Raw genomic sequence first — 17,135 nt, forward strand, 5'->3', positions numbered from 1 at the left:
GTTTCCGTCGAGCCAGATCCTGCCGGTGCCCGCCGCCCGGGCACCGGCCCAGAACCCGCCGTTCTTGTCGGCCTCGACCGCGTGCGCGCCGATGCTCGGCAACGACCGGGCGCCCGCCGCGCTGATCCCCTGTCCCTGCACGATCAGCGGGGTGGTCGCGCGCGAGGCGTCGTCGTAGCCGGATCCGGCCAGCAGCGTCACGTCGAACAGGCGCTCGTCGAGCTCACCGGCGTTGAGCCGCGCCTGCGCGTCGAGCGGGACGACGTGCAGGTTGCCGCGCGGGTCCTTGAACGAGCGGAAGCCGACCTTCTCCCGGCCGGCGGCCGCTCTGGTGTGGACGCGGCCGTGGACGACGGTCACTTCGTCGCCGGTGATGAGCGTGACCTTGGTGGTCAGGCCGTCGGCCCGTACCTCTGGTTGCTGCGGCGCCGCGGAGACGGGAACGGCTGCCGTGGCGGCCACCACGACAGCCGTCAGTCCTGCGGCGAGGTGCGATCGTTTCAACGCGAACTCCCCTAGTCCACTCAGGCGAGGAATAGCCCTCAGTGACTAGGACACTTCGCAGAGTTGTCGCGTTGCGGCGTGGGTCACACCGCTTGTTCACAGAGTCGTCTGGATCGCCCGTTCCACGGCGGCCTCGACGTGCAGGCGGGTGGTCGGGAAGACCGGGAGCGGCACGTCGGCCTGGCCGATGAGCAGCTCGATCTCGGTGCAGCCGAGGATCACGCCCTCCGCGCCCTCGAACCGGGCGACCACGTCCTGGTAGGCGCGGCGGGACTCGTCGCGGACGATGCCCAGGCACAGCTCGTCGTAGATGATCCGGTGCACGGTCGCGCGGTCCTCCGCGGACGGAAGCAGCACCTCGAGCCCGTGCGACTCCAGGCGTTCGCGGTAGAACGGCTGGTCCATCGTGAAGCCGGTGCCGAGCAGCCCGACGGTGGTGAGCCCCGCCGCCCTGATCGCCGCCGCGGTGGTGTCGGCGAGGTGGACGACCGGGATGTCGACCGCGGCCTGCACCTGGTCGTAGACCTTGTGCATGGTGTTGGTGCAGATGAGCAGGAAGTCCGCGCCGGCGGCCTGGACGCCCGCGGCGGCCGTGGCGAGCACCTTGCCGGCGTCGTCCCACCTGCCCTCGACCTGCATGCGCTCGATCTCGGCGAAGTCCACGGAGTGCAGCACGACCTGGGCCGAGTGCAGGCCGCCCACCCGCTCGCGCACCAGCACGTTCGCCAGCCGGTAGTACTCCGCACTGCTCTCCCAGCTCATCCCGCCGAGCATTCCGATCGTCTGCATGCGACCAGTCAAGCACTCCAGCGCGGGTCGCGGCCGGTGGTGGCCAGCAGCTGCTCGAACGGCGACGCGCCAGCGGGTGCCTCGACCGGTTCCTTGAACACGTTCATCTCGATCGCCATCGGCCCCATCTGCTTCACCAGGGCTTCGACCTCGGTGAACACCTCGGGGTCCGGCTCGAAGCTCTGGCCGGTCGCCTTCGCGAGGTCGGAGATGTGGATGGTGAGGTCGAGCAGTGCCAGGCCGCCGACGACCTGCGCGGGCATGTTCATGTTGCCCGCGATGCCCTCGTCCGCGCCGGGCTGTCCCCACTCCTCGACGAGCTTCGCGGTCTCGGCCGGGAACTGCGCGCGCCAGTCCGGGTAGGACGGCGTGTGGCTGAAGTCCGCGTCCTGCTTGGCGGCGAGCTTCTGGAACTCGACGACGACGTGCAGCAGGTGGTCGAGCAGGGCGCGGACGTCGTAGTCGGCGCACGGGGTGGGCCTGGTCAGGTCGTCGTCGCCGATGTTCGCGATGACGGGCAACGCGTGGTCGCGGGCGCGGTCGAGCAGAACGCTGAGCTTCATGGCCGTCAGGTTATTTCCGGGTGGCCCCGTCCTCTTGAAGAAACGCGCCAACCCGGCGCGGGTCGATCGGCGCGAGGACGCCGAGGCGGTGCTCGACCGCTTCGGCCGCGGCCAGGCAGAGGTCCTCCCGGAACGCGCGCCCGATCACCTGCACCCCGGTCGGCAGCCCGCCGGCGAGCCCGGTCGGCACGGCGACGGCGGGCACGCCGGCCAGGCTGGTCGCCGAGCACAGGCGCAGCGCGGTCGCGACCCTGTCCCGTCCGGCCGCGTCGCGCGACTCGAGGCCCGGTTCGACCGGCGGTTCGGTGAACACCGGTCCCAGCAGCAGCGGGAACTCGTCGAGGAACTCTGCCCACGAACGGCGCAGGCCCAGCCAGGTGCCCATCAGCTTCGTGAGCCCGGCGGCGTCCACGGGTGGCGTCCTGTCCATGGCCAGCTGGACGTAGCGGTCGCCGCCCTCGCCGAGCAGCGTCCGCACCACCGGCCAGGCCGGCGCGAACTCGGTGGCGGTGAGCCGGCCGTACGCCTCGAGCGCCTCGGCCAGCCGCGGGACGTCCGGCACCTCCCGCACGTCGTAGCCGGCGTCGCGCAGGGCGTCGGCGGCCGCGGTGACGGCCGCGCGGACCGCCGGGTGCACGCCCAGGCCGCCGGGGTCGGCGACGACCGCGACCGTGCGCGGCGCCGGTTCGCCGTACAGCGGCACCGGCACGGCGCGGGGGTCGCGCGGGTCGGTGCCGGCCAGCACCTCGCAGGCCAGCCGCAGGTCGGCGACGGTGCGGGCCAGCGGGCCGTCCACGACCAGCGCCTGCGAGGCCGGTCCGGGGTCGTCGAGGCCGAGGACGCGGTGGTCGGCGGGGAACCGGCCGGTGGTGGGCTTGAGTCCCGCGACGCCGCAGAACGAGGCGGGGATGCGCACCGAGCCGCCCGAGTCGTTGCCCAGCCCGAGCGCGGCCATGCCGGTGGCGACGGCGACCCCGTCACCGCCGCTGGACCCGCCGGGGGTGCGGGTGGGGTCCCACGGGTTGACGGTGTCGCCGAACAGCTCGCTGCGGGTGTGCATCCCGGCCAGGACCAGCGTGGGCACGTTGCTGTGGCCGATCGGGATCGCCCCGGCCGCGCGGAGCCGGGCCACCGGGGGCGCGTCCGCCGCCGCCACCAGGTCGCGAAACCGCGGCAGCCCGAGCGTGGTCGGCACGCCCTCGACGGCGGTGGTCTCCTTCACCGTGAACGGCACCCCGGCGAGCGGTCCGAGCTCCTCGCCCGCCGCGCGCCGCCGGTCGGTCTCCCGCGCGGCCTCGCGGGCCCGCCCGGCCATCAGCTGCGTGACGGCGTTGACCCGCGGGTTGACCTCGGCGATGCGGTCGAGGTGGCGCTCGACGAGGTCCGCCGCGGAGATCTCGCCGCTGCGGACCGCCTCCGCCTGGGTCGCCGCAGACCAGGTCCAGGGGACGTCGTTGATGGTCATCGTGCCCTCCAGTAAGGTCGATACGAGCGTATCGGAACGGGGAGGGCGCGTGCCCAAGCAGGTGGACTACGACAGCCGGCGCCGGCAGATCGCCGAGGCCGTCTGCCTGCTCGCCGACGAGCACGGCCCGGAGGGCGTGAGCATGCGCGACGTCGCCGCCCGCGCGCAGGTCTCGCTCGGCGCGGTCCAGCGCTGCTTCCGGACCAAGGAGGAGATGCTGCTGTTCGCCGTCGAGCACGTCGGCGAGCGCGTGCGGGCCCGGCTGTCCGCGGACGTCTCGCTGGAGCAGGCCGTCGGCGAGATCGCCCTGCTGCGCGACGAACACCGGACCGAGGCGCGGATCTGGCTCGCGTTCGTCGCCCAGGCCGCGGTGAGGGAACCGCTCGCCCGTCCACTGCGGACCAGCTACGCGGCGTTGCACGACCTGCTGGTGCGCCTCGCCGCCGGGAGCGGCCTGGCCGATCCGGTGGGCGCGGCCCGCGCGCTGCTCGCCCTCGCCGACGGCCTCACCACGCACGTCGTCATCGGCCACCTGACCGCGCAGCGGGCCGCGGAGGTCCTGCGCACGCACGTGGCGGGGCTCGGGAAATAGGATCCGCGGTGTGCAGGGGCCGCGCCGGGACACCAGGGGGATCGTGGACGCGCGCGAGCTGTTCGCCCGCGTGCGGTTCCGCCGGCGGCTGCCGTGCCCGCAGCTGCGGCCCTACCTGGAGCACTACTGGCTCATCGACGGTGAACTGGACGAGCCGTACACCTCCTACGTGGTGCCGCACCCGTCGGTGAACATCGTCTTCGAGCACGGGTACGCGCAGCCGGAGATCGCGGGAGTCGGGCTGGGCCTGTTCAGCCGGGTGCTGCGGGGCCGGATCCGGGTGGCCGGGGTGCAGTTCCGCCCCGGCGGGTTCCGGCCGTTCCGGCCCGAGCCAGTGTCGCAGTGGACCGGCCGGCACGTGCGGCTCGACGTGCCCTCGGCGCGGGTGCTCGACGTGGAGGACGAGGACGGGCGGGTGGCGGCGCTCGACGAGTTCCTGCTGGACATGGCGCCCGTGCCGGACCCGCAGGCGACGCTCGCGATGGAGCTGGTGCAGCGGATCCGCGACGACCGGGAGATCCGGCGGGTCGCGGACTTCGCGCGGTCGTGCGGCGTGGCGGTGCGCACGATGCAGCGGCTGTTCGCCGACCACGTGGGCGTGAGCCCGAAGTGGGTGATCCTGCGCTACCGCATCCACGAGGCGCTGGAACGCGCCGAGTCGGAGGTGGAGTGGTCGAGGCTGGCCGCCGACCTCGGCTACAGCGACCAGGCCCACCTGGTGCGCGACTTCACCCAGACCGTCGGCGTCTCCCCCACGGCTTACGCCCGCGCGCTGACCTGACAGGGGCGTCCCGGAAAGTGGTCCACCTGAGCGGGCCGGTTGTGGCTCTCCCGGCTGGACCGCTTTCGCGGCACAGTGCACCGGTATGAGCCTCGCCTTCCTGGTCACGACCCTGATCGCGGTCGCCACCCCCGGCACCGGTGTGCTGTACACGTTGTCCGCGGGTCTCGCGCACGGGCGCAGGGCGAGCGTGATCGCCGCGTTCGGCTGCACGCTCGGGATCGTGCCGCACGTGCTGGCGACGGTCACGGGGCTGGCGGCGTTGCTGCACGCCAGCGCCGTGGCGTTCGAGGTGGTGAAGTACCTCGGCGTCGCCTACCTGCTCCACCTGGCGTGGTCGACGTGGCGGGACAGGAGCGACCTGGTCGTGGACACGGCCGCGGCGCCCGCGTCGGCGCGGAAGATCGTCGTGTCCGCGGTGCTCGTGAACTTCCTGAACCCGAAGCTGACGATCTTCTTCGTGGCGTTCCTGCCGCAGTTCGCCACGGGGTTCGGGCCGATGCTCACGCTGAGCCTGGTGTTCATGGCGGTGACGTTCGCGGGCTTCGCCGTCTACGGGGTGTTCGCGGCCGCGATGCGCGACCGGGTGCTGGCCCGGCCGCGCGTCACGGTGTGGCTGCGGCGGTTCTTCGCGGCCTCGTTCGCCGCGCTGGGCGTGAAGCTCGCGCTGACCTGAGACCGCGTCACGGCACCAGGATCAGCTTGCCCCGGACGTGTCCCGCGCGGCTGATGCCGAGGGCGCGCGCCGCCTCGGCGAGCGGGATGCGCTCCTGGACCGGGAAGCGGAGCACGCCCTGGCTCGCCAGCTCGCCCACCGCCACCACGATCCGCGCGAGGCTGTCCATCGGCGCGCCGACGGGGGTGATGCCGGCCGCCGCCGAGTGCTGGTCCTCGGCGACCGTGGTGGTCTTCTTCAGGTCGGGGACCAGCGCCGTGGTCGCCGCGACGCAGTCGGCGCCGCCGTGGGTGTCGAAGACGCCGTCCACCCCGCCCAGCGCAGTGACCTCGTCGACCAGGCCCGGTCCGTACGCCACCGGCGTCGCGCCGAGGCCGCGGACGAACTCGTGGTTGCGCGGCGACGCGGTGCCGATCACCCGCAGGCCCCGGTGCAGGGCGATCTGCGTGGCGGCGATGCCGACCCCGCCGGCGCCGCCGTGCACGAGCAGCGTCTGGCCGGGTGCGAGGTCGAGCAGCTCCAGCCCCGCGTAGGCCGAGCCCGCGGCGACCGGCAGTGCCGCCGCCTGCTCGAAGTCGACGTTCGCGGGCTTCGGCAGCAGCTCGGGCGCGGGGAAGGTCGCCTCGGCGCGGTAGCTGCCGCCGACGCCGACGCGGATGACCTCGTCGCCGACCGCGAACCCGGTGACGTCCGGTGCCACGGCGGTGACCACGCCGGCGCTCTCGTTGCCGGGAACGGCCGGCAGCGGCAACGGCAGGAAATCGCGGGCGTAGCCGGCGAGGATCTTCCAGTCCGCGGGGTTCACGGAGATGGCGCGATGGGCGACGCGCACCTCTCCCGCGTTCAACGGCGCCATTTCTTCGTCGCGCGCTTCGAGAACGGAAGGGTCGCCGTATTCGTCGAAGTAAATCGTGGTGCTCACAGGGTCATCCTCGTCGGGAAATAGGGGTCGGACACCGAGTAACCTAGGAGTTCACGTCGACGTGAGAGGTGGGTGAATGTGACCGCCCTCACGAGGGAGCAGGTGAGATGCGCATCGGTGAGCTGGCCGAGAAGGCCGGGGTCACGCCCCGGGCCCTGCGGTACTACGAGGAGATGGGCCTGCTCAGCTCGACCCGCACGACCAGTGGTCAGCGCATCTACGACGCCGCGGCGCTCGACCGCGTCGCCGTCATCCAGGAGCTCTACGGCGCCGGCCTCGGCAGCGACCTGGTGTCCTCCCTGCTCAGGGCCGTCGAGCTGCAGCACGCCGAAGAGGGCCTGCTGACGTCGTTGCGGACCGAGCGCGCCCAGCTGGAGGCGAAGATCGTGGCGCTGCGCGATTCCGCGAACCGGCTCGACGTCCTGATCGGGCTGGTCGAGAACCCCGTGCACGTGTGCCCGCCCTCGCTTTCCGCCGAGGGGAAAGCTCCGGCGAAGCTGAAGAACGTCCCGGCCTGAATTCGCTAACCGCAGGAGGCGGCGCGATCGAGCAACAACGCTTTCTCGGCTTCGTTGCGGGTGAGTGAGGCGGCTTTCTCGAACTCGGCTCTCGCCTCGTCCGCCCGGCCGAGTTTCGCCAGGAAGTCGCCCCGCACGCTGGGCAGCAGGTGGTAGCCCTGCAACGCCTTCTCGCCCGCGATCTCGTCGACCAGCGCGAGCCCGGCCGCCGGGCCGAACGCCATCGACAGCGCCACCGCCCGGTTGAGTTCGACGATCGGCGACGGCGAGATCCGCGCGAGCACCTGGTAGAGCGCGGCGATCTGCTGCCAGTCGGTGTCCTCGGCCCTGCGGGCGCGGGCGTGGCACGCGGCGAGAGCGGCCTGCACGTAGTAGGGGCCGGGTGGCTGGTTGAGCGCCTCGGCGCGTTCGAGTGCCTTGAGGCCGCGGCCGATGAGCAGCCAGTCCCACCTGCCGCGGTCCTGCTCCAGCAGCAGCACGGGCTGGCCGCCGGGGCCGGTGCGGGCCCTGGCGCGGGAGGCCTGGATCTCCATCAGCGCCACCAGGCCGTAGACCTCGGCCTCCTTCGGCGCGAGCTCGGCGAGCACCCGCCCGAGGCGCAGGGCCTCGGCGCACAGCTCCGGACGCATCCAGTCGTCGCCCTGAGTGGCGGAGTAGCCCTCGTTGAAGATCAGGTAGAGCACCTCGAGCACCGAGGCGAGCCGGGGCGCGAGGTCGGGGCCCTCGGGGACCTCGAACCCGACGCCGGCGTCGGCCAGCGCCTTCTTGGCGCGCACGATGCGCTGGGCGACGGTCGAGTCGCTGACCAGGAACGCGCGGGCGATCTCCTCGGTCTTGAGGCCGCCCAGCATCTTGAGGGTCAGCGCGACGCGGGCCTCGGTGCCGAGAACGGGGTGGCAGGCGGTGAATATGAGGCTCAGCAGGTCGTCGCCGATCTCGTCCTCGATGCCCTCGCTGGCGTCGGGGGTGGCCTCCTGGACCTCGCGGCCGATCTCCTCGACCTTGCGGTGGAGGTTCTCGCGGCGCCGGATCTGGTCGATCGACCGCCGCTTCGCCGTGGTCATCAGCCACGCGCCGGGGTTGCGCGGCACGCCCTCGACCGGCCACTGCTCCAGGGCGGCGACCAGCGCGTCCTGCGCCATCTCCTCGGCGAGGCCGACGTCGCGGGTGTAGCGGGCCAGCGCGGCGATGACCTTCGCCGACTCCATCCGCCAGACCGCGTCGACGGTGCGGTGCACCGAGGTAGCCCCCATGGGGGCATCAGACCACAGCCACCTGACGTATTGCCACGACGCACGCCGGGAGCGACGCGTGATCAGGCGCGGAAGTCGGCCACGTGGTCGCGGGCCCACTGCGCGAACGTCCGGTACGGCCTGCCCGTCAGCTCCTCGCAGGCAGGGGACACGGTGAACCGGTAGTCGCTGAAGTCGTCCGGCTCACCGCCCTCGTAGCCGCCGAGGCCGAGGACGTAGCGGGCAGTCTCCTCGGGCCAGCCGACGCTCACGTAGTGGGCGAGTGCCTGTTCCGCCGTGACGTCCCGGAACCGCAGCTCGCGGCCGAGCGCCGCGCCGAGGTCGGCGGCCATCTGCCGTTGCGTGATCGGCGCCGGTCCGGTGAGGTCGTAGGCCTTGCCCGCGTGCCCGTCCCCCTGCAGCACCACGATCGCGGCGTCGGCGATGTCGGCCTCGTGGATCGGCTGCCCCCACGCGTCCGGTTCGGGGTGCACGATCGTGCCGTCCTCGCGGATCGACGGCCCCCACAGGTCGATCTTGTTGGCGGCGAACTCGCCGGGCCGCAGGTGCGTCCACTCGACTCCGGACGCCTCGACGGCCTGCTCGACCGGCAGGTGGTGGCCGGTGTCGTAGCCGTGGGTCACCGCGCCGCTGGACAACGTGACGATCCTGCGCACCCCTGCCCGCACCGCGCGGCCGACCACCGCCCGTGCCGTCGGCGGGTGCGCGAACAGGTACAGCTTCTCGACGCCGCCGAACGGGATGCCGTCCGGGTCGTCGAGGTCACCCCGCACGACCTCGACGCCGTCGGGGAAGCGCGCCTTGCCGGGGTCGCGCGTCATCGCCCGCACGGGTCCGGTCAGCCCGGCGACGACGCGCCGCCCGACGTTGCCGGTCGCCCCGGTCACCAGGACCGTCACCGCATGCCCCCTTCGATGCCGTCCAGCAGCTTCTCGAGTCCGTAGTCGAACGAGGTCCGCACACTCTCGGCGAGCGTGCCGGCGGTGTCGTAGGCGCCGGCGTTCCACAGCGCCGTCATCGTCGGGTAGCGCTCGACGTCGAAGTAGTCGTCCCAGAACACCTGCCGCTCGCCCCACCACGAGTCGCCGGACTCGCCGGTGGACTCCGCGAGCTGCTGGTCGTCCACCTCGGCCGCCGCGGCGCCGTGCACGAACCCCTCGACCGCGACGTGCGCGACGGTGACCAGCCGCGGCTCCAGCCCGGAGTCGGCGAGCGCGGCCAGCATGAACTCCTGCCCGTCCATCAGCCCCGGCCCGAGCGGCGGGCGCACCATCGACACGTCCCGCATCCACGGGTGCAGCTGGTAGACCGCGCGCGTGCGGTCGGCGTAGTGCTTGACGCGCTCGCGCCACGCGCCCTCGGGCGTGAGGTCGCGTTCCTGCAAAACCGCGTCGGCCATGAGGTCGATGAGTTCGGCCTTGCCGGGCACGTGCGTGTAGAGCGACATCGTCCCGACTCCGAGCTCCTGCGCGACCCGTGCCATCGACATCGCGCCGAGCCCTTCGCGGTCGGCCACCGCGATCGCCGCGCCGACGATCTGGTCGACGCTCACCTTGGGCTTCCTGCCGACCGGCTTCGGCTCCGGCGGCCTGCGCCAGAGCAGCGCGATCGTGCGGGCCGGGTCTCCCCCGCCGCTGCGTTCGACGGCCATCCGTCCACCCCTTTTCCGTAGGCCATACGGAAACAATACCGTACGACCTACGGAAATGGGCGGCCAGACCCCGGGAAGCGGAAACGCCGCCCCGTGATCGGGACGGCGTTTCCTGTGGTGGGAGCGAGGTGTCAGGCTGCCAGGTCGGCGCGGGCCGGTTCCAGCAGCAACTGCGTCACGCGCAGCTGACGGGCGGCCGCGCGCAGGTCCTTCACGACCTCCGCCACGTCGTGGCCCAGGTCGGTGTCGGCCCGTGCCGCGAGCGCGGACGCCTCTGCCGAGAGGCGCGCGCTCGTCTCACGGATCTCGTCGAGCGCGGTGCGCAGCTCGTCGACCGTCAGCGGGGTGGTCATGACCGCCAGGCCAGCGCGGTCAGCATCTCCTTGCCGCGCTCGGCGCTGCGCGGGTGGCTGAGCACGTCGTAGCGGCCGGCGACGAGCTGGGTGGTCGAGGCGAAGTCGCGGCGGCCGCGCGTCGCGCCGTAGCGGGCGGCGGCGCTGGCCAGGCCGAACACCGTACCGACGACCAGGCCCGTGACGATCGGAGCGAGAGCGCCGCCGGTCGAGAACAGGCCCAGCAGCAGGCCGACGAACAGACCGAACCAGGCACCCGACGCGGCTCCCGCGCCGAGGACGCGGCCCCAGGTCAGACGGCCGGTGACGCGTTCGACGATCATCGGCTCGACGCCGACGATGGTCACGTCGGCGACCGGGTAGTCGTTGTCCGCCAGGTGGTCGACGGCGCGCTGCGCTTCCTCGTAGGTCGCGTACGAACCGATCGGCCAGCCCGTGGGCGGGGTGGGCAGTGCGTTGACGCCAGTCGAATTGGCTCCGGTGGCGAACGGAGTCGCGGTGGTCATGTCCAACACCTCCGAAATGCGATCCCCTACATCCCGTATTACGAATTCGGAGCCTCGGATGTTCCCGCAGGTGAGCCGATGTGACTCAGCTCCCTCCCGGTAAGGCCGACGTCGAGAGATTCCAGCGTTTTCCCGAGATCGCCCACCTGAGAATTCTCAGGTTCGGAACCGGCGCGTTCCACGGTGAGCCGGGAACCGACGAGACGACGGCTCAGACCGGGTTCGAGTCGCATGACGACGAGCTGGCGGCTGAACGGCGACCGCTCGTGCGTGGCGACGTAGTGGTTGGCGGCCAGGTAGTCGACGGGCAGCTGCTCGACGTCGGGCTCGAACGCGTGCTGCGGCGCCCACTCGCCGGCGACCTCCTTCTCCAGCACCCAGCGGCGGCCCTCGCGGCGCAGGCGGTGCGGCCACCCGGCCTGGTCGACGACCCCGCCGTCGGCCAGCGGCATCGGGTGCAGCATCCCGGCGCCGAACCCGACGTCGACGAGGTGGTCGTCCACGATCGACATCATGTGCGTGCGCGGCCCGGTCATCACCCGGCTCATGCGGCGCGCGACCGTGTGACCGAGACGTTCGAGAACGGCCGTGAACAACAACTGGTGTTCGTAGCAATAACCGCCGCGGCGGCGTCGGAGCATCTTGTCCTGGATGTCGCCGAGTTCGAGTGACGGAACGCGGCCGAGCATCACGTCGATGTTCTCGAACGGAATGGCGCGCACGTGCTTCTCGTGCAACTCCGTGAGTGAACTCGACGGCGATGCTCCCGTGCGCGCGAAGTAGGCGTCCAGGTCAACTGTTTCCGTCTGCCACATGGCGTTCCCCCTGTGCTCGTTGCCATTCCTGTCTCGTGAGCGCGTACTCGACCTCGCCGTGTTCCGAACCGGGCAGCGGGTCGGGGAAGTCGACGTGGAACGTGCGGACGTGCCGCAGCCCGCACTTCTCCATCACGCGGCGCGAATGCGCGTTGACGAACATCGTGGTCGCGACGACGCGCTGCACGTCACCGGTGGTGAAGCCCCGCTCGATCAGGGCCAGGGCGCCTTCGGTGGCGTAGCCGCGGCCCCAGAACTCGCGGTGCAGCCGGTAGCCGAGCTCGGCGACCTCGGTGCCCGTGAACTCGAACCAGCCGACGAACCGGCCGGTCTCCTTCTCGATCGCCGCGCGGAAGCTCGCGCCCAGGTAGCGCTCGACCGGCGCGGGGTCGAGGAACCGCATGACCTCGGGGTCGGCGTGCAGGGCGCGCAACTCATCCGCGTCGGCCCCGGTGAGTGGGCGCAGCGTCAGGCGTCGGGTTTCCACGTGGGCATCGTGGCGCGGCTGTCCACCGCTTTACCGCACCGCAGCGACGCGAACGCCGCGATCAGGCACAGCACGATCGCGAAGCCGAACGCGATGGCGAGGCCGGAGGAGAACGGCCGGGAGATGAGGCCGGGGAAGAACCCGCGGCCGGTCAGGTACGCGGCCTGGCCGGGTGGCAGGGTCGCGAGCTGGTCGCCGAGCAGCTGCTGGATCGGGTTGTAGCCGAGGAACGCCGCGAACAGCACGGCCACCGCGGGCAGGGAGGCGACCTGGGCTGCGGCGGCCGGGGGCACGCCGTGCTCGGTGAGGCCGGTGCGCAGCGCGCCCGGCAGCGACTGGGAGAAGCCGACGATGATCAGGCTGAAGAAGAACCCGATCGACAGCACCATGGCGGTGTTCTGGAACGTGGTCATCATGCCGCTGCCCGAGCCGCGGGCGTGGGCGGGCAGCGAGTTCATCACCTCGGCGCGGTTGGGCGAGGAGAACATGCCCATGCCGATGCCGGTGAACACCAGGACCAGCGCGAACGCCCAGTACGGGAAGTCCACGGGCAGCGCGATCAGCAGGCCGAAGGTCACCGCGGTGACGAGGTTGCCGGTGAAGGCGAGCGCGCGGCTGCCGAGCCGGTCGGACAGCACGCCGGCGGTGGGCGCGGCGAGCAGGAACCCGACGGTCATCGGCAGCAGGTAGATGCCCGCCCACAGCGGCGTCTCCTCGAAGGAGTAGCCGTGCAGCGGGAGCCAGATGCCCTGCAGCCAGATGATCAGGATGAACTGCAGCCCGCCGCGGCCCAGCGCCGAGGTGAAGTTGGCGATGTTGCCCCAGGTGAACGACCTGATCCGGAACAGCTCCAGGTCGAACAGCGGGGTGGGCACGCGGTGCTCGACCACCACGAACACCGCCAGCACCCCGAGCCCGCCGATCAGGCAGGTCAGCACGAACGGGCTGGTCCATCCGGTCTGGGAGGTGCCGTGCGGCTGGATGCCGTAGGTGATGCCGACCAGCAGCACGATCAGGCCGGCCGCGAAGGTGATGTTGCCCCACCAGTCCATCCGCGCGTGCCGGCGCTCGCCGGTGTCGTGCAGCTTGAGGTAGGCCCAGACCGTGCCGAACAGGCCGAACGGCACGGACACGACGAAGACCAGGTTCCAGTGCACCGGGGCGAGCACGCCGCCGATCACCAGGCCGAGGAACGAGCCCGCGATGGCCGCGACGCCGTTGATGCCCAGCGCCAGGCCGCGCTGGGTGACCGGGAAGGCGTCGGCCAGGATCGCCGAGGAGTTCGCCATGAGGAACGCCCCGCCGACGCCCTGCACGACGCGCCAGCCGATCAGCCACAGCGCGGCGGCGTCGCCGTCGAACCAGGTGAGGGCGAGCAGGACCGACGAGACGGTGAAGATCGCGAAGCCCATGTTGTACATGCGGGCCCGGCCGTACATGTCCCCCAGGCGCCCGAAGCTGACCACCAGCACCGCGGTGACGACCAGGAAGCCCATGATCATCCACAGCAGGTAGCCGGTGTTGGCCGGGTCGAGCGGGTTGATCCCGATGCCCTTGAAGATGTCGGGTAGCGCGATCAGCACGATCGAGGAGTTGATCGTCGCGATGAGCATGCCCAGCGTCGTGTTGGACAGCGCGATCCACTTGTACCCGGCCGGGGCCGACGCAGTCTCGACAGTCACTTAGCTATGCTAAGCGATCTGTCTACGGCACGTCCTTCGGCTTGATCGTCTCCAGCACCTCCCCCGCCGCGTCCCGCACGACCACGCGCGCGCCGGGGTGCCGGTCGATCAGCGGCGCGGTCAGGACGAAGGTGCCGCCGCTGAGGGAGGCGGGCACGTCGGCCGTCCCCGGCCGGGTGTAGGTGACCGACGCGACGCGGGGATCGGTGACCAGGCCGACCCCCGCGAAGGTGGTGCTGGCGTCGTGCTCGACGCCCTCCGGCGACTTCTGGGGCCGGAAGTCGTAGAACACCGGCAGCGCCGCGATCGTGGCGCCGCGGACCTCCTCCAGGTCGTCGAGGTCGTGCACGCTGCCGCGGACCGGCTCGCCGGCGGAGTCGACGCAGACGAAGAGCAGGTCCGCGAACCTCCCGGCCCGCAGGGTGCTGGTGGCGCTGAGCCGGACGGTGAGGGTGGAGGCGAACTGGTCCGCGTCCGGCACCGCGCGGTCGCGCAGGCACTCGCCGAACGCGCGCGCGTCCGGGGCGGCCCGGTCGGCGGGGGGCAGCGGGCGGTCCACGACGGGCGCGGTCGGCCGCGCGACACCCCGCACGGCGAACTCCTCGCCGTTGGCGAGCGCCGTCGTGCCGTTCTCCGCCTTGGTGAAGCCGCTCGGGGCGAGGAAGAGGCCGTCGACGACGGCGGGGGTGGTGGTGTGGTCGCCGCGGTCGCCGATCCGGGACAGGGTCAGGAACCGCACGTCCGGGGAGACGAGGCCCGCCATCGCGCCGCCCGGCGTGGTGAAGAGGATCTTCACCTGGCGGCTGCCATCCGCGATCGGGCCGTCGGCCACGGGCGGGGAGACGGTGGTCGTGGTGGCCGTGTTCGCGCAGAAGAACACGCCTGCCGGGGTGAAGAAGGCGGTGAGGACCGTGCCGTTCTTGCGGCTGGTCGCGAGCGGCGCCCAGTCACCGACCGGCGGGTGGTCCTTCGCGGCGGCGCCGCACCGGGCGAGCGAGTCGGGGTCGACCGTGCGGGACTCGACGTGGTTGACCACGGCCTGGTCCTTGCCGACGAACTCGCCGTTGTGCTGGTAGGGCGGTGCCGCGACCTGCGCCGCCGTGCCGAGCAGTGCCTGGCTCGCGACGACGGCGCCCGCGGCGAGCACGCTGACACCGGCGGCGATCAGGACGGGGCGGCCGGTGCGGGCGGCGGGGCGCATGCCCTCGGAGAGCCGGCGGCGGGCGCGCATGCGGACGTCGGCGGGCAGGCGGCGGTGTTCGGGGAGCTGGTCGATCACGGGGTGTCCTCGGGGTTCGGGTCGCCGGCGAGCCGGCGCAGGCGGGCACGGGTGCGGGAGATGCGGGCGCGCACGCTCGACTCGGCGATGCCGAGGAGCGCGGCGGCGTCCGCGACGGGCATCTCGCCGAGCAGGCAGAGCTGCGCGATCTCGCGTTCGGAGGGCGGCAGCATCGCGACGGCGGCCACGACGGCGGCGAGGCGGCGCTGGGCGTCGGTGCGCTCGGCCACCTGGTCGGCGTGGTCGCGCTCGTGCTGCGGGGTCAGCCTCGACACCAGCCGCAGCGCGCGGCGCGAGGCGCGCCACTCGGTGCGGGCGCGGTTGGCCGTCACGGTGTAGAGCCACGGCAGGGCGGAGTCGCGCACCAGCCGGGCGTCGCCGCGCTTGCGCCAGGCGGTCAGGAACGTCGCGGACAGCAGGTCCTCGGCCTGCGACCAGGAGGCGGTCAGCCGGTAGGCGTAGTTCCACACCGCCTCGGCGTGACGTTCGAACAGCTCGGCGAACGCCGCGTGGTCACCCTGCGCGATCTGGTCCCACAGGTGAGTGTCGGGCGGTCCCACGTCCGCGCACTCGGTCGTCTCAGTCATCACACTCCGCCTGGGGCCGCCTCCGCTCCGTGTGCTGCGTGACTGCGGTCACACCCGGCAGAGGGACCTGCCCCTCATTCGAAGGGTGAATGACAGCGATGGCAAGATCGTGGTGTGCCGATCGAGCAGCCCGGCAGTGTCGAGCCGGAGACCCAGGTGTTCGCGAAGATCCCGACCGAGCGACCGGAGGCGGCGACCATTCCCGGTGTCGCTCCCGTGACGACCACTCCATCAGCACCCGCGCCGACGCCCGCCGCTGCGCCCGGCACACCGCCGGCCGCGACGCCCGCGGCCGCGCGCAAGCCCAAGTCGCTGACCCGGCGGCTGGCCCGCCGCATCCTCGGCCCGACCCTGATGACGAAGAAGTAGGTTCCGGCAGCTACCGGTCGGGGACCTGGCCCAGCCCGCCGCAGACCCGGCAGGCGGTCCGGTCTTCGTTGAGTCCAGAACCATGGCAACGGCTGCACTCTTTCACAGAAGAACAGTGTCCGCTTCTACTCCGAGTGGACGCAGCCGCCAAGCAGGGACCCTCACGGCAATAATGGGTGATCCCCACCGTTTACGCTCGGTGATCACGCCTGGATGGACGGTCGGGCTGGAATCCCGCTGCCGAGCACGGCATTTCCCGTGGCCGCGGCACCCGTACCGCCCTTGCGGAGGCCGCCGCCGGTCCGGTCGACTCCACACCGGACGCTGCGGGCAATCGCTCGATCGAGGGGAGAGAACCGATGGCAGTCGCGGTGGTGACGGGAGCGGGGTCCGGTGTGGGCCGCGCGGCGGCGCGGGCCCTGCTGGCGGAGGGGTTCCAGGTGGCGCTGGCGGGCCGGCGCGAGGACGCGCTGACCGAGACGGCCGAGAGTTTTCCCGGCTCGGCGTTCGTCGTGCCGACCGACGTGTCGCGAGAGGACTCGGTGGTCGCACTGTTCGAAGCGGTCGTGGCGCGCTGGGGCCGGGTGGACGTGTTGTTCAACAACGCCGGGACCAACGTGCGCGCCACACCGGTCGAGGAGTTCAGCCTCGGCGCGTGGGAGAAGGTCGTGGGCGTGAACCTCACCGGCGCGTTCCTGTGCGCCCGTGAGGCTTTCCGGGTCATGAAGACCCACGGTGGCGGCCGGATCATCAACAACGGCTCGATCTCGGCGACCGTGCCGCGCCCGCACGCGGTGGCCTACAACGCGACCAAGCACGCGATGACCGGGCTGACCAAGTCGTTGTCCTTGGAGGGCCGGGCTTTCGGCATCGCGTGCGGGCAGATCGACATCGGCAACGCGGCGACCGCGCTGACCGAGCGGATGGGCCAGGGCGTGCTGCAGGCGGACTTCGAGCTCGCGCCGGAGCCGACGTTCGACGTGCGGCACGTGGCCGACGCCGTGCTCTACCAGGCCCGGCTGCCGTTGAACGCCAACGTGCAGTTCATGACCGTGATGGCCACGACCATGCCTTACATCGGCAGAGGATGAGACGTCTACATCGGCAGTGAGGGGATTGCTTGGGCCTGGTACAGGCCGCCGCCGCGCTCGAGCAGTCCGAAGTCGACGAGGTAGCGGCGGATGGTCACGTGGTCGACCTCTCCCCCGTCGCACCACGCCTGGAGGCGTTCGTTGATCTCGGTCTCCTCGTAGTACGTGCGCGCCTCGAAGGCCTGGGAGGCGACGTGCTCGAGGATCTTGCGCCGGCGTTCGTGCGCGACGGGCAGCGAGACGAGCTTGCCG

Annotated in this window: 21 protein-coding genes and 1 pseudogene; 6 read left to right on the plus strand and 16 right to left on the minus strand. The window is 71.9% G+C overall.

Translation table 11 applies throughout. From position 1 onward, the window contains the following. The 4 genes and pseudogenes from ACFWGZ_RS29090 to ACFWGZ_RS29105 all read right to left on the minus strand — a co-directional run. Positions 1–504, minus strand: a pseudogene (locus tag ACFWGZ_RS29090) (peptidase S8); the annotation flags it as partial. Positions 505–600: 96 nt separating this feature from the next. Further along, positions 601–1,293 carry an aspartate/glutamate racemase family protein gene (locus ACFWGZ_RS29095; protein WP_382454767.1) on the minus strand — a complete coding sequence of 231 codons (693 nt, stop codon included), beginning with the start codon at positions 1,291–1,293 and terminating at the stop codon, positions 601–603. 8 nt (positions 1,294–1,301) lie between these two features. After that, the gene (locus ACFWGZ_RS29100; RefSeq protein ID WP_382454768.1) at positions 1,302–1,856 is read right to left on the minus strand and encodes a TIGR03086 family metal-binding protein; all 555 of its coding nucleotides are present in this window, start codon (positions 1,854–1,856) and stop codon (positions 1,302–1,304) included. Between the two features lie 10 nt (positions 1,857–1,866). Then, positions 1,867–3,321, minus strand: coding sequence for an amidase (locus ACFWGZ_RS29105; protein ID WP_382454769.1), 1,455 nt, complete (start codon positions 3,319–3,321; stop codon positions 1,867–1,869). Positions 3,322–3,370: 49 nt separating this feature from the next. Here ACFWGZ_RS29105 and ACFWGZ_RS29110 point away from each other — a divergent pair, with 49 nt between their 5' ends. From ACFWGZ_RS29110 to ACFWGZ_RS29120, 3 genes are all read left to right on the plus strand, one after another. Beyond that, positions 3,371–3,913 carry a TetR/AcrR family transcriptional regulator gene (locus ACFWGZ_RS29110; RefSeq protein WP_382454770.1) on the plus strand — a complete coding sequence of 181 codons (543 nt, stop codon included), beginning with the start codon at positions 3,371–3,373 and terminating at the stop codon, positions 3,911–3,913. Positions 3,914–3,923: 10 nt separating this feature from the next. Continuing rightward, the gene (locus tag ACFWGZ_RS29115) at positions 3,924–4,694 is read left to right on the plus strand and encodes a DUF6597 domain-containing transcriptional factor (protein ID WP_382454771.1); all 771 of its coding nucleotides are present in this window, start codon (positions 3,924–3,926) and stop codon (positions 4,692–4,694) included. Between the two features lie 85 nt (positions 4,695–4,779). Next, positions 4,780–5,370 (plus strand): LysE family translocator, encoded by a 591-nt coding sequence (locus ACFWGZ_RS29120; RefSeq protein WP_382454772.1) that lies wholly within the window; start codon positions 4,780–4,782, stop codon positions 5,368–5,370. Between the two features lie 7 nt (positions 5,371–5,377). Here ACFWGZ_RS29120 and ACFWGZ_RS29125 read toward each other — a convergent pair whose 3' ends face one another. After that, entirely contained in the window at positions 5,378–6,292 is a 915-nt protein-coding gene (locus tag ACFWGZ_RS29125; RefSeq protein WP_382454773.1) for an NADP-dependent oxidoreductase, read from the minus strand. A 107-nt stretch (positions 6,293–6,399) separates the two neighbouring features. Here ACFWGZ_RS29125 and ACFWGZ_RS29130 point away from each other — a divergent pair, with 107 nt between their 5' ends. Then, positions 6,400–6,810 (plus strand): MerR family transcriptional regulator, encoded by a 411-nt coding sequence (locus ACFWGZ_RS29130; protein WP_382454774.1) that lies wholly within the window; start codon positions 6,400–6,402, stop codon positions 6,808–6,810. A gap of 5 nt (positions 6,811–6,815) precedes the next feature. On the opposite strand, the gene ACFWGZ_RS29135 is transcribed toward ACFWGZ_RS29130, so the two are convergent. From ACFWGZ_RS29135 to ACFWGZ_RS29180, 10 genes are all read right to left on the minus strand, one after another. Continuing rightward, complete coding sequence (locus ACFWGZ_RS29135; protein WP_382454775.1) at positions 6,816–8,063, minus strand: RNA polymerase sigma factor; 1,248 nt, start codon at positions 8,061–8,063, stop codon at positions 6,816–6,818. Positions 8,064–8,125: 62 nt separating this feature from the next. Then, positions 8,126–8,962, minus strand: a complete 837-nt coding sequence (locus tag ACFWGZ_RS29140) for an NAD(P)H-binding protein (protein WP_382454776.1) — start codon at positions 8,960–8,962, stop codon at positions 8,126–8,128. Next, a complete protein-coding gene (locus ACFWGZ_RS29145) occupies positions 8,959–9,714 on the minus strand; it encodes a TetR/AcrR family transcriptional regulator (RefSeq protein ID WP_382454777.1) in 756 nt (251 codons plus the stop codon). Before ACFWGZ_RS29145 ends, ACFWGZ_RS29140 begins: the two co-directional genes overlap by 4 nt. Positions 9,715–9,845: 131 nt before the next feature. Beyond that, a complete protein-coding gene (locus ACFWGZ_RS29150) occupies positions 9,846–10,067 on the minus strand; it encodes a hypothetical protein (protein ID WP_382454778.1) in 222 nt (73 codons plus the stop codon). Further along, complete coding sequence (locus tag ACFWGZ_RS29155) at positions 10,064–10,573, minus strand: general stress protein (protein ID WP_382454779.1); 510 nt, start codon at positions 10,571–10,573, stop codon at positions 10,064–10,066. Before ACFWGZ_RS29155 ends, ACFWGZ_RS29150 begins: the two co-directional genes overlap by 4 nt. A 38-nt stretch (positions 10,574–10,611) precedes the next feature. Then, positions 10,612–11,388, minus strand: coding sequence for an arylamine N-acetyltransferase (locus ACFWGZ_RS29160; RefSeq protein ID WP_382454780.1), 777 nt, complete (start codon positions 11,386–11,388; stop codon positions 10,612–10,614). Next, the gene (locus ACFWGZ_RS29165; RefSeq protein ID WP_382454781.1) at positions 11,366–11,875 is read right to left on the minus strand and encodes a GNAT family N-acetyltransferase; all 510 of its coding nucleotides are present in this window, start codon (positions 11,873–11,875) and stop codon (positions 11,366–11,368) included. The genes ACFWGZ_RS29160 and ACFWGZ_RS29165 overlap by 23 nt, the downstream gene beginning before the upstream one ends. Then, complete coding sequence (locus ACFWGZ_RS29170) at positions 11,857–13,488, minus strand: MFS transporter (protein ID WP_382454787.1); 1,632 nt, start codon at positions 13,486–13,488, stop codon at positions 11,857–11,859. Before ACFWGZ_RS29170 ends, ACFWGZ_RS29165 begins: the two co-directional genes overlap by 19 nt. A gap of 91 nt (positions 13,489–13,579) precedes the next feature. After that, on the minus strand, positions 13,580–14,836 hold the full coding sequence (locus ACFWGZ_RS29175) for a hypothetical protein (RefSeq protein ID WP_382454782.1): 1,257 nt from the start codon (positions 14,834–14,836) through the stop codon (positions 13,580–13,582). Beyond that, positions 14,833–15,423, minus strand: coding sequence for an RNA polymerase sigma factor (locus tag ACFWGZ_RS29180; RefSeq protein ID WP_382454783.1), 591 nt, complete (start codon positions 15,421–15,423; stop codon positions 14,833–14,835). The genes ACFWGZ_RS29175 and ACFWGZ_RS29180 overlap by 4 nt, the downstream gene beginning before the upstream one ends. 114 nt (positions 15,424–15,537) lie before the next feature. On the opposite strand from ACFWGZ_RS29180, the gene ACFWGZ_RS29185 reads away from it, so the two are divergent. After that, positions 15,538–15,792 carry a hypothetical protein gene (locus ACFWGZ_RS29185; protein WP_382454784.1) on the plus strand — a complete coding sequence of 85 codons (255 nt, stop codon included), beginning with the start codon at positions 15,538–15,540 and terminating at the stop codon, positions 15,790–15,792. A gap of 359 nt (positions 15,793–16,151) precedes the next feature. Continuing rightward, positions 16,152–16,883, plus strand: a complete 732-nt coding sequence (locus ACFWGZ_RS29190) for an SDR family oxidoreductase (protein WP_382454785.1) — start codon at positions 16,152–16,154, stop codon at positions 16,881–16,883. A 5-nt stretch (positions 16,884–16,888) separates the two neighbouring features. Here the strand turns inward: ACFWGZ_RS29190 and ACFWGZ_RS29195 are convergent. Next, a partial coding sequence (locus ACFWGZ_RS29195; protein WP_382454786.1) for a DUF2087 domain-containing protein occupies positions 16,889–17,135 on the minus strand: 247 nt, incomplete at its 5' end.

Source organism: Lentzea sp. NPDC060358, from assembly GCF_042725365.1.
Lineage (GTDB): Bacteria > Actinomycetota > Actinomycetes > Mycobacteriales > Pseudonocardiaceae > Lentzea.